14 protein-coding genes are annotated in these 13,548 nt (G+C 65.0%); 8 read left to right on the top strand and 6 right to left on the bottom strand.

Annotated features, from left to right (window positions below; all coding sequences use genetic code 11):
- Positions 1–163 precede the first annotated feature (163 nt).
- Together CK215_RS20415 and CK215_RS20410 are read right to left on the bottom strand one after the other, a co-directional pair.
- Positions 164–607 carry an SRPBCC family protein gene (locus CK215_RS20415; protein WP_066993153.1) on the bottom strand — a complete coding sequence of 148 codons (444 nt, stop codon included), beginning with the start codon at positions 605–607 and terminating at the stop codon, positions 164–166.
- Between the two features lie 113 nt (positions 608–720).
- On the bottom strand, positions 721–1,620 hold the full coding sequence (locus CK215_RS20410; RefSeq protein WP_095831966.1) for an SMP-30/gluconolactonase/LRE family protein: 900 nt from the start codon (positions 1,618–1,620) through the stop codon (positions 721–723).
- Positions 1,621–1,724: 104 nt separating this feature from the next.
- Between CK215_RS20410 and CK215_RS20405 the strand changes: the two genes are divergently transcribed.
- The 7 genes from CK215_RS20405 (at position 1,725) to CK215_RS20375 (ending at position 8,176) form a co-directional block, all read left to right on the top strand.
- Complete coding sequence (locus CK215_RS20405) at positions 1,725–2,444, top strand: FadR/GntR family transcriptional regulator (RefSeq protein ID WP_095778886.1); 720 nt, start codon at positions 1,725–1,727, stop codon at positions 2,442–2,444.
- Complete coding sequence (locus CK215_RS20400; RefSeq protein ID WP_066993162.1) at positions 2,444–3,646, top strand: mandelate racemase/muconate lactonizing enzyme family protein; 1,203 nt, start codon at positions 2,444–2,446, stop codon at positions 3,644–3,646. The genes CK215_RS20405 and CK215_RS20400 overlap by 1 nt, the downstream gene beginning before the upstream one ends.
- A gap of 42 nt (positions 3,647–3,688) precedes the next feature.
- Complete coding sequence (locus CK215_RS20395; protein WP_066993164.1) at positions 3,689–4,666, top strand: sugar ABC transporter substrate-binding protein; 978 nt, start codon at positions 3,689–3,691, stop codon at positions 4,664–4,666.
- 159 nt (positions 4,667–4,825) lie between these two features.
- Positions 4,826–5,803 (top strand): ABC transporter permease, encoded by a 978-nt coding sequence (locus CK215_RS20390; RefSeq protein ID WP_066993166.1) that lies wholly within the window; start codon positions 4,826–4,828, stop codon positions 5,801–5,803.
- A 3-nt stretch (positions 5,804–5,806) separates the two neighbouring features.
- The gene (locus CK215_RS20385) at positions 5,807–6,538 is read left to right on the top strand and encodes an ATP-binding cassette domain-containing protein (protein ID WP_066993169.1); all 732 of its coding nucleotides are present in this window, start codon (positions 5,807–5,809) and stop codon (positions 6,536–6,538) included.
- Positions 6,539–6,549: 11 nt separating this feature from the next.
- Positions 6,550–7,305, top strand: a complete 756-nt coding sequence (locus CK215_RS20380) for an SDR family oxidoreductase (RefSeq protein ID WP_095831965.1) — start codon at positions 6,550–6,552, stop codon at positions 7,303–7,305.
- Positions 7,292–8,176, top strand: coding sequence for an aldose 1-epimerase (locus tag CK215_RS20375; protein WP_245418745.1), 885 nt, complete (start codon positions 7,292–7,294; stop codon positions 8,174–8,176). Before CK215_RS20380 ends, CK215_RS20375 begins: the two co-directional genes overlap by 14 nt.
- Positions 8,177–8,411: 235 nt before the next feature.
- Here the strand turns inward: CK215_RS20375 and dinB are convergent, their stop codons facing one another.
- From dinB to CK215_RS20355, 3 genes are all read right to left on the bottom strand, one after another.
- A complete protein-coding gene (dinB, locus tag CK215_RS20370) occupies positions 8,412–9,674 on the bottom strand; it encodes a DNA polymerase IV (RefSeq protein WP_095832036.1) in 1,263 nt (420 codons plus the stop codon).
- 361 nt (positions 9,675–10,035) lie between these two features.
- Positions 10,036–10,416: a cupin domain-containing protein gene (locus CK215_RS20365; protein WP_095831964.1), complete on the bottom strand. Its 381-nt coding sequence runs from the start codon at positions 10,414–10,416 to the stop codon at positions 10,036–10,038.
- Positions 10,417–11,174: 758 nt separating this feature from the next.
- The gene (locus CK215_RS20355) at positions 11,175–11,459 is read right to left on the bottom strand and encodes a hypothetical protein (RefSeq protein WP_210201678.1); all 285 of its coding nucleotides are present in this window, start codon (positions 11,457–11,459) and stop codon (positions 11,175–11,177) included.
- A gap of 483 nt (positions 11,460–11,942) precedes the next feature.
- Between CK215_RS20355 and CK215_RS20350 the strand changes: the two genes are divergently transcribed.
- Positions 11,943–12,179 carry a hypothetical protein gene (locus tag CK215_RS20350; RefSeq protein WP_067001071.1) on the top strand — a complete coding sequence of 79 codons (237 nt, stop codon included), beginning with the start codon at positions 11,943–11,945 and terminating at the stop codon, positions 12,177–12,179.
- A 24-nt stretch (positions 12,180–12,203) separates the two neighbouring features.
- Here CK215_RS20350 and CK215_RS20345 read toward each other — a convergent pair whose 3' ends face one another.
- The gene (locus CK215_RS20345) at positions 12,204–13,421 is read right to left on the bottom strand and encodes a TadE/TadG family type IV pilus assembly protein (RefSeq protein WP_095831963.1); all 1,218 of its coding nucleotides are present in this window, start codon (positions 13,419–13,421) and stop codon (positions 12,204–12,206) included.
- Positions 13,422–13,548 lie beyond the last annotated feature (127 nt).

Here is a 13,548-nt window from a genome sequence, read left to right as displayed (position 1 = left end):
CCCCTTCTGCCTGTCTGTTCGGCATTCGAGCTCGGCTTTGCTCAATCCAGCCCAGCGCAGCCATTCTGGCAAGCGGGGGAAACGCGTAACGTCGCGGATTGGAAATCGGGCCGCGTGCCGGCCGCTCCGTCGCGGCCGGCTGCATAGACCCTGCGATCGATCTTTACTGATTGATCTCGGGCTCGACGAGCCTTGCCAGGTTCTTGAGCGACTCCTGCCAGCCGAGATAGCAGGCCTCGGCGGGGATGGCGTCCGGAATGCCGGCCTGGGTGATCTCCATCTCCGTGCCGACCGAGACTTTCTTCAACTTCACCGTCACCTGCATCTCGCCGGGCAGGTTGGGATCGTCGAACTTGTCGGTGTAGCGCACGAGCTCACCCGGCACGAGCTCGACATAGTCGCCGCCGAAGGCATGGCTTTCGCCCGTGGTGAAGTTGCGGAACGACATTTTGAAGTTGCCACCGGCCTTTGCATCCAAGTGATGCACCGTGCAGGTGAAGCCGTTCGGCGGCAGCCATTTCGCCAGCGCGTCCGCCTCGATGAAAGCGCGATAGACTTTTTCAGGTTTGGTGGAAAGCACGCGGTGCAGGCGGACAGTGCTGGGCATTTCGTTTCTCCTGTTGATTGCCGGTCTATGCTCCTATGACGAACGGTGATTGGCCAGTCCGACATCGATGGTGAAGTTTTTTGATCGCTGCTGCCGATCTCTCGATGGGGAGATTATCCGAACCGGTTGCCCTGCACGCCGCGCACGCCGGGCCTGAGCGCGAACAGGCCGCCTTCGAAGGGGTTGGCGTCGAGATGCTCGGCGCTCATCGTGAAGCGCGCGGAGGTGACGAACAGCGTGTCGAGGCCGGGGCCGCCGAAGGCGCAGCTCGTCGGCCAGCTGCAGGGCAATTCGGCGATCCGGTCCAGCCTGCCGTCGGGCGCGATGCGGGCGAGGCAGCTTCCGCCAACCACCCGGCAGTTCCAAATATAGCCCTCTGCGTCAAGGCAGGAGCCGTCCGGCAGGCCGCGCTCGAAGCCGGTGAAGAAGGGGAGCGCCCGGCCGAGCCGTCCCGCCTTCTTGTCCCAGTCATAGCTGTAGAGCGCGTTCTTCGTCGTGTCGGCGGTGACGAAGCGTCCGTCGGGCAGCCACACCATCGTGTTGGTGATGCCGAACCGGTCTTCGCTGAGCGGCGTCACATTGCCGTCCCGGCCGAGCCGGTAGAGCCGACCTTCATCGCTGGCGATGGGCACCGGCGCGTCGTCCGGGCCGATGTTGTTGGCCATCGTTCCGATCCAGAACGAACCGTCCGGCGCCACCACGCCCTCGTTGAGCCGCGTTCCGGGCCTGTCGGCCTCGATCGTCGCGAGCGCCCGGAACGGCCCATCGAAGTCCCATAGCGCGATCTCCTTGCGCAACCCGACGATCGCGCCGCCGTCGTTGCGCGGGCCGACCGAGGTCACGAGATCGGGCGTCTGCCAGCTTTCATGCGCGCCGCCCAGCGGATCCAGCCGATGGATCCTGCGGCCGATGATGTCGACCCAAACCAGCCTTTCGCGGCGCTCGTCCCACACGAGGCTTTCGCCGACCACGTCGCGCGCATCGAAGATCAGGCCGGCTTGCTTCTCGTGCATGGGGCGCCTCGGGGCAGGGTGTCACAAAATCACCTTGCATATATCTTTAAGCCGAACTATGAGCAATTCAACATCAACCTGTCATACAGGTGTTGAGGAAACGCATGCAAGAGCAGACGGACCCACCGGATGAACCGAGTCCTGGCCTGGTCAGCACGGCGATTCAGGCGATAACCCAGCACATCCGCTCGGAAGGCCTGGCACCCGGCGATCCGCTGCCCAGCGAGGCCGCCATGACGCGCCAGCTCAACGTTTCCCGAACGGTCGTGCGCGAGGCCTTCCGCTCGCTGTCGGCGATGCGGCTGATCGACATGAGCGCCGGGCGCCGCGCCACCGTCGCCAAGCTCGACACCGGCGCCATGTCGATGGTGATCGAGCATGGCATCACCACCCAGCAGATCAGCGTGCAGCAGGTCTATGACGTCAGGCGCACCATCGAGATGCGCACGGTGGCGCTGGCCGCGCTGCGCCGCACCAACGCGGAAGCCGCGGCGATCGCCCAGTCGGCCCGGCTGATGCGCGAGAGTTGCAAGAGCCCCGAGACCGTCATGGAGCATGACATCGCCTTCCACGAGGCGATCGCGGCGGCCTCGCACAATCCGGTCTTTTCGCTGATCGTCACCGCCTTCAGCGGCGTGACGCGGCGCACCTGGGTCATTGGCTGGCGAACCCGTTCCTCTGACGAGGACCAGCTCAAGATGATCAAGGGCCATGAGGACATCGCCGACGCCATCCTCAAGGGCGATCCGCGGCTTGCGGCCGAGCATATGGCCGAGCATTTCGACAAGAGCGTCAAGGCGCTGATCGACGCGGGGATAGCCTGATGAAGATCCGCGCCATCGAGACCGTGCGCATCGAGGAACGGCCCAACCTGCTCTGGGTCGAGGTTCATACCGACGAGGGCATCACCGGGCTCGGCGAGACGTTCTATCTATCGCGCACCGTCGAGGAATATCTGCACGAATATGTGGCGCCCAGGGTGATCGGCCGCGATCCGCTGGAGATCGATCTCTTGGCCGCCGATCTCGTCGGCTATCTCGGCTTCCGCTCCAGCGGCGCCGAGGTGCGCGGCAACTCCGCCTTCGACATCGCGCTGTGGGACATTTTCGGCAAGGCCACCGGCCAGCCGGTCGCGCAGCTGCTCGGCGGTTTCAGCCGTCGCTCGATCCGCACTTACAACACCTGCGCCGGCACCGAGTACATCAAGGACGCCAAGGGCCAGACAACGGCCAATTACGGCATCGGCGCCGGGCGCGATTACGACGATCTCAACGCCTTCCTCACCCGCGCCGGCGAGCTGGCCGAGGAATTGCTCGCCGACGGCATCACCGCCATGAAGATCTGGCCGTTCGACCACGCGGCGGAGAAGACGCGCGGCAACGACATCTCGGCGGCCGACTTGAAGGCGGCGCTCGAGCCTTTTGAAAAGATTCGCAAAGCCGTCGGCGACAGGATCGACATCATGGTCGAGTTCCATTCGATGTGGCAGCTCCTGCCGGCGATGAGAATCGCCGAGGCGCTCAGGCCCTACGCCACCTATTGGCACGAGGACCCGATCCGCATGGACAGTCTTGGCGACCTGAAGCGCTACGCCGCCGCCAGTCCGGCGCCGATCTCGGCCTCGGAGACGCTGGGCAGCCGCTGGGCTTTCCGCGACCTTCTGGAGACCGGAGCGGCCGGGATCGTCATGCTCGACATCTCCTGGTGCGGCGGCCTGTCGGAGGCCCGCAAGATCGCTTCGATGGCCGAGGCTTGGCGGCTGCCGGTGGCGCCGCACGACTGCACCGGTCCGGTCGTGCTCGCAGCGTCCACCCATTTGTCGCTCAACGCGCCCAACGCGCTCGTCCAGGAAAGCGTGCGCGCCTTCTACCGCACCTGGTACCGCGACTTGGTGACGGCGCTGCCCGAGGTGAAAGACGGCATGATCACCGTGCCGCCGGGGCCTGGGCTTGGGCTGGCGCTCAGTCCCGATCTTGGCAAGGCCTACACCGTCCACCGCCGCGTCAGCAACCAGACGGACATTTAGCGCAAGGCGCACATCTGGAAAGATCCATAGGGAGGAACAAACATGAGAAAACTGACAGCAATGCTTCTGCTCGGCGCCGCCCTTATCGGCGGGCAATCGGCCGCCAAAGCCGACGGGCTCAACATCGTCTTCACCCATCATTCGTCGGCCTCCAACACATTCTGGCAGGCGGTGAAGAAAGGTTTCGATGATGGCTGCGCCAAGGTCGAGGCCAACTGCAACATGGTCTTCACCCAGACCGAGGGATCGATCGAGCAGCAGGTCGCGAACATGCGCGCGGCCCTTGCCGCCAAGCCCGACGCGCTGCTCACCTCCATCGTCGACGACCATGCCTTCGACGATGTCATCAAGGAGGCCCGCGACGCCGGCGTGGTGGTGATCGCCGTCAATGTCGACGACACCGAAGGCGCCAAGGGCAATGCGCGCCAGGCCTTCATCGGCCAGGGCTTCAAGCCAGCCGGCTACTCGCTCGCCAAGGCGATTTCCGAGAACTTTCCGAAGGATGGTCCGATCAAGGTGCTGGTCGGCATCTCGGCGCCGGGCCAGAACTGGTCGGAAACCCGCGGCGCCGGCGTCATGCAGTTCCTCGAGGAATACAAGGCCGCTCATAAGGACCGCGACGTTTCGTGGGAGCGCATCGACAGCGGCACCGACCTCGCCATCACCTCCGACCGCGTCGGCGCCTATCTCAACGCGCATCCCGACACCACCGCCTATTTCGACACCGGCTTCTGGTGCGCCGGCGTGGCCCGCGTGCTGGCCGATCGCGGGGTCGCGCCCGGCAAGGTCCTGCTCGGCGGCTTCGATCTCGTGCCGGAAGTGCTGCAGCAGATGCAGAAGGGCTATGTCCAGGCGCTGGTCGACCAGCAGCCCTACATGCAGGGCTTCATGCCGGTGATGGAAGTCTATCTCAACAAGAAGCTCGGTCTTGCGCCTTCCGACATCGACACGGGGCAGGGCATCGTGCGCCAGAAGGACGCCGATGCGATCATGGCGCTGTCCGCGCAGGGCATGCGCTGAGGTCGCATGCCTTTGAGATTGGCCGAGACGCCCGTCACCGAAATGCTGGCGGGACATCACCCCCCCTCTGTCCTGCCGGACCGTCCGGCAGGACAAAGGGGGGTGTGAAGGAACGCGGCGCCACAGTACCTTTCACAATCATCGCACCGGAGCCTTTCATTGAAGCGCCTGTTCAAGACCTATCTCGAGAAGCCGGAACTGGCCGGGCTGATCCTCCTGGTGCTGCTCATTGTCCTGTTCCAGGTCCGCTCCCACGGCGTGTTCCTGAACCAAGACAATCTGCGCGGCATCCTCGGCATCCTGCCGGAGGCCGGCCTCGTCGCCATCGGCGTTACCATCCTGATGATCAGCGGCGAGTTCGACCTGTCGGTCGGTTCGGTCTTCGCGCTGATGCCGATGACGATGGCGGTGCTGATGGTGCAGGGCTGGCCGTTCCCGCTGGCGCTGCTCGCCGGGCTGCTCGTCTCGGCGGCCATCGGCTTCATCAACGGTTACGTCACCATCCGCTTCGCCATCCCGAGCTTCATCACCACGCTCGGCATGCTGTTCATGGCGCGCTCGCTTACCGTCGTCGTGTCCGGCGGCTTCCCGCCGCTGCTGCCCGCCGACCTGCCGACTTGGCTGTTCACTTCCTTCGTCGGGCCGGGCAACATGTTCCGCATGTCGTTTCTGTGGTTCGTGGCGGTCGCGGTGCTGACCTCGCTGATGCTGTCGCGCACCAATTTCGGCAACTGGATCAAGGCTACCGGCGGCTTCCTGCCGGCCGCCGCGGCGATGGGCATCCCGACGGCCAGGGTCAAGATCGTCTGCTTCATGCTGTGCTCGGTGCTCTCGGGCTTCGCCGGCATGCTGCAGGTGCTGCGGCTGGGGTCGCCGCTGCCTTCGATCGGCGAGGGCATGGAGCTGCAGGCGGTGGCATCCGCCGTCATCGGCGGCGCCTCGCTCGCCGGCGGCATCGGCACCGTCATGGGCGGCATCATCGGCACGACGCTCATCCGCGTCATCGACAACGGCCTTGTGCTCAGCCATGTCGACGCCAATTGGTTCAAATTCGCCATCGGCTTCCTGACCATCTTCGCCGTCGTCGCCAATGCCTGGATGCGCAAGCGCGCCAAGGCCATCAAGATGGAGGGCTGAGCCGTGAGCGATGCCATCATCTCTGTGCGCGATCTGCACAAGTGGTATTCCGGCGTGCATGCCCTCAAAGGCGTCACGCTCGACTTCAAGCGCGGCGAGGCGCTCGGCCTGGTCGGCGACAACGGCGCCGGCAAGTCGACCTTGATCAACATCCTGTCCGGCGTCCATCGCGCCGACCAGGGCGAGATCAAGGTCGAGGGCAGGGAGGTCAGCATCGCGACGCCGCGCGACGCGATGGATCTCGGCATTGAGACCATCTACCAGTACAATTCCATGGTCCCCACCATGTCGATCGCCCGCAACCTGTTCATCGGCCGTGAGCCGACCCGGTTCTCGATCCTCGGCGTAGGCATCCTCGACCAGAAGAAGATGGCCGAGGAAAGCGTGCGCGCCATCGCCAATGTCGACCTGCATCTGCGCTCCCCCGATGCGCTCGTCGGCGAGCTCTCCGGAGGCCAGCGCCAGGGCGTCGCGATCGCGCGCGCCATGCACTTCAAGTCGAAGGTGATGATCCTCGACGAGCCGACCAATCACCTCTCGGTCAAGGAGACCAACAAGGTGATCGGCTTCGTGCGCGGCTTGAAGGAACAGGGGGTGACGGGCGTCTTCATCAGTCACAACATGCACCACGTCTTCGAGTGCTGCGACCGTATCGTCGCGATGGCGCGCGGCGAGATCGTGCTGGACAAGCGTATCGGCGACACTTCGATCGACGAAGTCCATTCTGTCCTGTGAGGGGTTAGGCAATGAAGGCGCTCGCTGGTCGTAAAGTGTTGCTGACGGGCGGCCTCGGCTCGCTTGGCCGGGCCCAGGCGGTGACGCTGGCGCGGGCCGGCGCGCGCGTGCTGGTGCTCGACCGCCCCAACATCGGCGATGCCGAGCAGACGGTGGCGGGACTTGCCGGACAGGCCAGGGGCGATATTGCCTTCGTCGGCTGCGATCTCAACCGGCTGGCCGAGGCGGAAGCGGCTGTTGCCGCGCTGGCGGCGAAGGAAGGTGGGATCGATATCCTGATCAACAACGCGGCGCTGATCATCAACCGGCCGTTCGAGCAGTTCTCGCTGGCCGAATATGAGGATCAGATCCGCGTCAATTCCTCGGCCGCCTTTGCGGTGGCGCGGGCCTGCGCGCCGGGCATGAAAGCGCAGGGCTACGGCAAGATCGTCAACTTCTGCTCGATCACGCTCAACGGCCGCTGGGACGGCTACGTGCCCTATGTCGCCTCGAAGGGCGCCATGCTCGGGCTCACCAAGTCGCTGGCGCGTGAGCTCGGGCCGCATGGCATCCGCGTCAACGCCGTGTCGCCGGGCGCGGTGGTCTCGGAGGCGGAGGCGCGCGTCTTCGGCGACCGGTTGAAGCAGTACAATGACTGGGTCCTCGAGAACCAAAGCCTCAAGACGCGCATCGAGCCTGAGAACGTCGCCGAGCTCGTGCTGTTCCTCGTCTCACCCGCCTCCGACATGATCAGCGGCCAGAACATCGCCATCGATGGCGGCTGGTGAGGATATGGCCGGCGCGGTCGAGCTGAACGACGGGCAGGCGAGGCTGGTGCTGGCGCCGGAGAAGGGCGCGGCGATCGCGCGCTATGACGCGCTGGTGATCGGCAGCGCGCCGGTTCCGCTGCTGAAGCCGGGCGATGGCACCGGCACGTCCGGCTGCCAACTCCTGGTGCCGTGGTCGAACCGCATCTCCGGCGGCGGCTTCACTTTCGACGGCCGCTTCCACGCCGTCGCGCCGAACATTCCGGGCGAAGCCTTTCCGATCCATGGCGACGGTTTCCAAAGACCGTGGCGGCTCGCCCGCCGCACCGTCACCGAGGCGGAGCTGGTGCTCGACGAGGGCGCGATCGGTCCTTACCGCTATGCGGCTACCGTGACCTATGCGCTGCAGGACGGCGCGTTGGAGGCGCAGCTGACGGTGGAGAACCGCGCCGGCATGCGCCTGCCTTACGGGCTCGGTTTCCATCCCTGGTTCCCGCGCGGCGACACAACCCTGCTCGGGGCCAAGGCCAGGCGCGTCTGGCTGGAGGACGAGCGCCATTTGCCGGTCGGCGTCGTGCCGCTGAGCGAGCGCCCGGCCTGGGATTTCTCGCGCTCCATCCCGCTGCCGTGGGACTGGGTCAACAACGCCTTCGACGGCTGGAATCGTCGCGCCTCGATCACGCAGCTCGAGGAGGGGATCAGGATCACGCTCACTGCCTCGCCGGAGCTTGGCGTCTATATCCTCTATTCGCCGTCATCCGACGCCGGCTTCTTCTGCTTCGAGCCGGTCTCGCACCCGGTCGATGCGCATCACGGCGAAGGGCTGACGGTGCTTGAAGATGGGCAAACGATGAGCGCGGCGATGCGGCTGGACTGGGCTGTGGCGGGTTGAGGGCAGCCGCCAGAGCGCGTGATCTCCCCCCTTGAGGGGGAGATGGCCGGCAGGCCAGAGAGGGGCGTCTCACATAGATCGCCAGCATTGTCTTCGTCGCCGAAGACGCCGGCGCTTCACGCGCGGCGACGCCCTCTGTCGCCTTCGGCGACATCTCCCCACAAGGGGGAGATCGGACGGCGCGTCGGCTTTCGCCAATCTCCAGCGCCGCAGAGCAGATGCCGAAGCACTTCCCTCACAGCTCCTTCTCCGCCAGCTCCCTGAATTCATCCGGCACCGAGCGCGCCGCTTCAAGCGCGACGGTGCCGTAGCCGACGGCCTGCTTGCCGAAGCGCTGGCGGATCTTGTCTATGGCGCGGTCGGCGCCGAAGCGGGCGAGGCCTTTGCGGCTGCCGGGCTTCAGCTTCTCGTCCGCCAGGCCGAGCGGCAGTTCGAGCTGCAGCTCGGCATGCTCTTCCAGATGCGAGACCGAGATCGCCAGCAGCGAGATTTCCCGTTCGCCAGGGTGAGCGGCGAGCACGCCTCTGACCAGCTCTTCCGCGACGTCAGCGAGCATGGTCGTCGCCTGGATCGGTTGCTCCAGCGTCACCGAGCTGGTGACCGCGCGCATGTCGGCAAAGCGCACGCGCACCGTCACCGTGCGGCCAGGCCGGTCCTTGGCGCGCAGGCGGCTGGCGACGCGGTCGGCGAGATGCAGGAGCGTCGGCACGAAGACGCGCGGCAGCGCCGGTTTGCGGCCCAGCGCCGACTGCGCGCCGGCGGAATGGCCGCGGCGATGCGTCTCCAGCCGGCGCGGGTCGCGGTTCCAGGCAAGGGCCGCGAGCTTCTGGCCGGCGGCATGGCCGATCAGCCGCTCCAGCGCGCCGCTATGCGTGCGCGCCAATTGCCCGATGGTCTCGACGCCGATCTCGGCGAGCCTGGCTTTGGTTGCCGGACCGACGCCCCACATCAGCGACACCGGCAAATCGTGCAGGAAGGAAAGCTCGGTGCCGGGCTCGACCACCACGAGGCCGTCGGGCTTGGCCACCTGCGAGGCGATCTTGGCGAGATGCTTCGTCCGTGCCACCCCGATCGAGATCGGCAGGCCGAGCTCGCTCTTCACGCGGCGGCGGATGGTTCGCGCAATTTCGTCCGGCGATCCGAACAGATGCGTGCAGCCGGCGACATCGGCGAAAGCCTCGTCGATCGAGATGCGCTCGACCAGCGGCGTGAAATCGTCGAGCACCTTGATCGCGGCGTCGCCGAGACGCTGGTATTCGCCGAAGCGGCCGCCGACGAAGATGAGCTGCGGACAGAGCTCGCGCGCCTTGCGGCCGGGCATGCCGCCGCGAACGCCAAAAATCTTCGCCTCATAGGAGGCGGCAAGCACCACGCCGCCGCCGACCGCGATCGGCTTGCCGCGCAGCGACGGGTCGAGCAGTTGCTCGACCGAGGCGTAGAAGGCGTCGAGATCGGCATGCAGGATGGTAGCGGCTGAAGCGGCGTTCGTGGCGGGCATCGCTCCCGGCTCCATCCGTCCCGCTTTGCGGCATCGCAGCATTAGCAGCGACTGTTGTAAGCGGTAATGCGTGTGAACATAAAGAGAACAAAAGGAGTTTCCTGTCAAGCCGGCCAGCTGGGGATGAGAACATCTGCAACCCGTCACAACCAAGGGCTTTGACCGGTTGCGCCGGTGTGCTCCCCTTTGACGGGTTGACCGCGAGACCAGGGAGGGGCGCGAAGGATCGCGGCCCGAAACTGCGTCATGCTAGGACGAAGTCAGGAGCCGAGCGACGCGCGAACACCAGGATGACGAAGTGCGGCCGAGCCGGAGCACCGCCCCTCCGATCTTCTGGCCGTCCCTTCGCCGACAGCCGCCGCTAGGCCGGTTTGGCGTATTGCTCGGCGCTCAGCACCTCGATGCATTGGAACGGCTCATTGCCTTCCACCCAGGCGTCATGCCCGGGCGGGATGGTATAGGACGTGCCGGCCTCGAAGGTCTTCTGCGTCCCGTCGTCCATGCGTATGGTAATTGTTCCGGACACGACATAGCCGACATGCGAGACCTGGCAGCTGTCGGTCTTGACCACCGGCTTCACGCATTCGGACCATTTCCAGCCCGGCTCCATGTTGAGCCGCCCGAGCGTGTAGCCCGGCAGCCGCACCACTTCGACGCGGGTCTTGGCGGGCGAGCGAACCTCGTCGGGATTGTTGTGCGACTTGGATTCGAGCTGGGTGACCTTCATTGCAGCTTCGGCCATGGCATCCTCCCATTTCCAAGGATTGCAAGCGGGACCTGACGCGCGATCGTCGGCGACCGCTGCCGGATTGATACGCCTTTCAATGAATGATTGCTAATGTAATTGCCGGGCGCGGCGCGAAATCGATTTTGCCGCGCAGGCCCTATTGCAAGCACGCTCTGCCGGTGTTTTGCTGTTCCTTGCGCCTGGCACGACGGTGGTTGAGGGGCCACCCCGTTTCTCGCCCCTTGGGGAGAATCCTGTGAACCCTCGGCAAGTGAATTTCGCCAATAGTGCCGCGGCAAAGCCAGGCCCCGTCCGCGATAGTCCATTTTCATTTCCGCTCGCGGGCGCGCGCTCACCGCGCCCATCGAAACCGCCATAGGCGAGGCCAAGCCGGGTGGAAGGCGATACTCGAAAAATCAGAAAAACTGGGAGGAATCGATGCTTCATCAGGTAGGAAAAACGGAAACCCGTCCGCCGGTCGGGGCAGTGCGCCGCACTCCGCCGGCGCTTCGCCAGTGCTGCGACAACTATATCTGTCCGACCTGCGACCAAGTCGTCGAACTGACGGACTTCCGCCAGGTCGTCTGGCATCAAAGGCCGGGCCATCGGCCGATGGAATTGGATGACTGAGCGGACCTGCCGGAGACAAAAAGGGCCCGAGAAAAGAGGGCCCGAGAAAAAAAGGGCCCGCGCCTTCCAGAGGAATGCGCGGGCCGAAGCTGGAGTAGCCATTCGATAAACGCGCAGCCGGCCTACCGGTTGCGCCAGGCGGATCAACCGCCGTTGGCCGGAGCCGGGGCCGGAGCCGGAGTGGCAGGCGCGGGTGCCGGCGTCGTCGACGGAGCCGCAGGCGTCTCCACCTTGGGCGCCTCGACCTTCGGCGCATCGAGCTTCACGTTGACATCCGTCGATCCGCCACCGCCGGTGCGGCCACCGACATTGATGATGCCGGTAAAGAACAGCAGGGCCACGATCGCGATGATGGCAAGAACGATCGCCACTGCTGTGCCGGCGCCGCCCCCGCCACTGGTGTTTACAACTGTAGGTCTGTCGGCCATGGTTTCCTCTCCTCTGCCGATTGGGATGTCGTGGCAACGGCGCCAAAGCTGGAATGTTCCTGCTTTCGGGCCACGGTCCCTTGTCAGGCGGGACCTGAGGCCGCACCTTTGAGCGCAGAGGTCCGAATGGGCGATTTCTGGAAACAAGTAGGCCCACAACTCATTGTGGCACAACCGTCGAGTAACGTCCCTTCATCGGCGGTTTGAAAGTGGAGTTGCCCGCCATTTCCTGCGATGTGGCGGGCAACTCCCACAATCCCGCAGTCTGCCGAGATTCGCGAACCTGTTCGCCGCGCTTTTGCCGGTCGATCCAAACGACCACAGGCGTGCGCGACGTACTTTTATGCCCTGCCTGCCGCTTCGCTCGATCTCAGCGCGGGCCGCCCAGGCTGTCGCCAAATCATGGTGCACCACTCCGAGCGGAACCCGGCCGCCCGTCACGCCGTTGACTTCCGCGAAGGGATCCTGTGGGCGGAGGCCGCCATGGACAGCTTCGAACTGATCGATCTTCTCTGCGTCGTCGACGCCTGCGCCAGCGATGGCGCGGCTGGGCGCCTTGTTTCGATGTCGAGAGCCGTCGAGGAACTGCGCGTCTTGACCGGTGACTTCGTCTCATCCGACGAAGCGGCGGCGAACGCGTTGAGCCAGGTGGCGCTGCAGCGCGGCTGCGCGGTGTTGTTCGACGAACAGCCCGGCGCCGATATCGTCGGCGAGTACTGATTTCCCCTCGACGGAAGAGCGGCGCTATTTCGCCAGGGTGATCATCCTGCCGGCATACATCTCGCGATTGCCGAGCTCGGCCGCGCAGTCCGATTTCACCGCCGAGTTTCCGGTCATGCCTACGGTATTGCCGACCAGCCGCAGGCAATTGCCCTGCGCGTTCATGTCCGAATTCCCGGCATAGGAGATCGCCGCGTCGGGGGCATAGATGAAACCGCTGACCACCGAGCCGGATCCGCCGTTGATCGTCAGCGCCGCGCTGTTGGCCTTGGCCTGGAAGATTGTGATGCCTGCATAGGGGCCGCTGGTCGGCGGCGAGAGGTTCACCTGCTCATTGGCATTGATGTAGAGCTGCGAGCCTTCCATCAGGAAGATCGTCACGCCCTGGCCGGTGAGGATGCCATTGCCGCCGGGCTTTATGGTGACGTTGCGCAGGATGTAGACGCCCGGATTAAGCGTGATCTTCCCAGACCAGGTCTTGTCGCAATAGGTGCCGGGCGAGAGCGTGACCGTCTTGCCGTTCGGCATCGATTGGCACATGCCGTAAGCGGGCGGGGTGACATTGGCCAACGGGTCGAACGATGCGTACTGGTTTTCGAGCGGTGCGTCACACGAGAGTGTTGCGTTGGGCGGCATTATCCCCGAGGTCGAGCCGACCGTCGAGACGCATGCGGCGCTAAGCAGGGCCGAGCCGCCGCGGTCGATGGCGTCGGCCGCGTCCGAGTTTGCGGCGATCACGCAGCCGTTCATCGCCACATTGGTCGAGCCCTGCAGGTTAACGGCGGAGCCGACATGCGGATCGAGCGCCAGAACGCACGCTTGCGCCCCGGGTTTGACCTCGACGGAGGCGGAGCGGGTCGCCTGCCAGGCCGGCGCGCCGCTGATGAAAGCCGCTCGGCTGATGCTCGACGACAGCGAGATGGTGTAGCCGCTCGGATCGCCGCTGGCCGCTGCCTGGAACGCCCCGACGCTGCCCGAATATTCGCCGGCGTCGGCGACGCTCAGATTTGCTGAGAAGAAAGTCAGGCCGAGCTGGCGCACATCGCCGGCCGACATGGTCGGTTGGTATTTCGTGCCCACCGCCAGTCCGGCTGCGTCCAGCGAGTTCTGCAGTTGCGCCGCGTCGTCGCTCGTGCCGGCCACATCGACGGCGCCGGCCACGACAAGCATCAGCGGCACCATGGCGATTGCGGTCGCCAGCGCGAAATTGCCGCGCGTCGAAGCCCAGAACCGTCTGATCATGGCAGCACCCCTCGCCGGAAACGGCAGAGAAACTACTCCAGCCGTCTCTACGACGGATTTCCGAAAAAGATAAAATGCAGCAAAAGCTAAAATCGCTGATTTATCCGCAGCTTCACCTTAGGTCTTA

The organism is Mesorhizobium sp. WSM3864, assembly GCF_002294955.1.
GTDB lineage: Bacteria > Pseudomonadota > Alphaproteobacteria > Rhizobiales > Rhizobiaceae > Mesorhizobium.
This window is presented reverse-complemented; position numbering and strand designations above follow the sequence as displayed.

What these genes read in the sequence shown, in the direction of transcription:
- CK215_RS20415 (WP_066993153.1), bottom strand. Translation starts at nt 607, where the DNA reads ATGCCCAGCACTGTCCGCCTGCACCGCGTGCTTTCCACCAAACCTGAA.
- CK215_RS20410 (WP_095831966.1), bottom strand. Translation starts at nt 1,620, where the DNA reads ATGCACGAGAAGCAAGCCGGCCTGATCTTCGATGCGCGCGACGTGGTC.
- CK215_RS20405 (WP_095778886.1), top strand. Translation starts at nt 1,725, where the DNA reads ATGCAAGAGCAGACGGACCCACCGGATGAACCGAGTCCTGGCCTGGTC.
- CK215_RS20400 (WP_066993162.1), top strand. Translation starts at nt 2,444, where the DNA reads ATGAAGATCCGCGCCATCGAGACCGTGCGCATCGAGGAACGGCCCAAC.
- CK215_RS20395 (WP_066993164.1), top strand. Translation starts at nt 3,689, where the DNA reads ATGAGAAAACTGACAGCAATGCTTCTGCTCGGCGCCGCCCTTATCGGC.
- CK215_RS20380 (WP_095831965.1), top strand. Translation starts at nt 6,550, where the DNA reads ATGAAGGCGCTCGCTGGTCGTAAAGTGTTGCTGACGGGCGGCCTCGGC.
- CK215_RS20375 (WP_245418745.1), top strand. Translation starts at nt 7,292, where the DNA reads ATGGCGGCTGGTGAGGATATGGCCGGCGCGGTCGAGCTGAACGACGGG.
- dinB (WP_095832036.1), bottom strand. Translation starts at nt 9,674, where the DNA reads ATGCCCGCCACGAACGCCGCTTCAGCCGCTACCATCCTGCATGCCGAT.
- CK215_RS20365 (WP_095831964.1), bottom strand. Translation starts at nt 10,416, where the DNA reads ATGGCCGAAGCTGCAATGAAGGTCACCCAGCTCGAATCCAAGTCGCAC.
- CK215_RS20355 (WP_210201678.1), bottom strand. Translation starts at nt 11,459, where the DNA reads ATGGCCGACAGACCTACAGTTGTAAACACCAGTGGCGGGGGCGGCGCC.
- CK215_RS20350 (WP_067001071.1), top strand. Translation starts at nt 11,943, where the DNA reads ATGGACAGCTTCGAACTGATCGATCTTCTCTGCGTCGTCGACGCCTGC.
- CK215_RS20345 (WP_095831963.1), bottom strand. Translation starts at nt 13,421, where the DNA reads ATGATCAGACGGTTCTGGGCTTCGACGCGCGGCAATTTCGCGCTGGCG.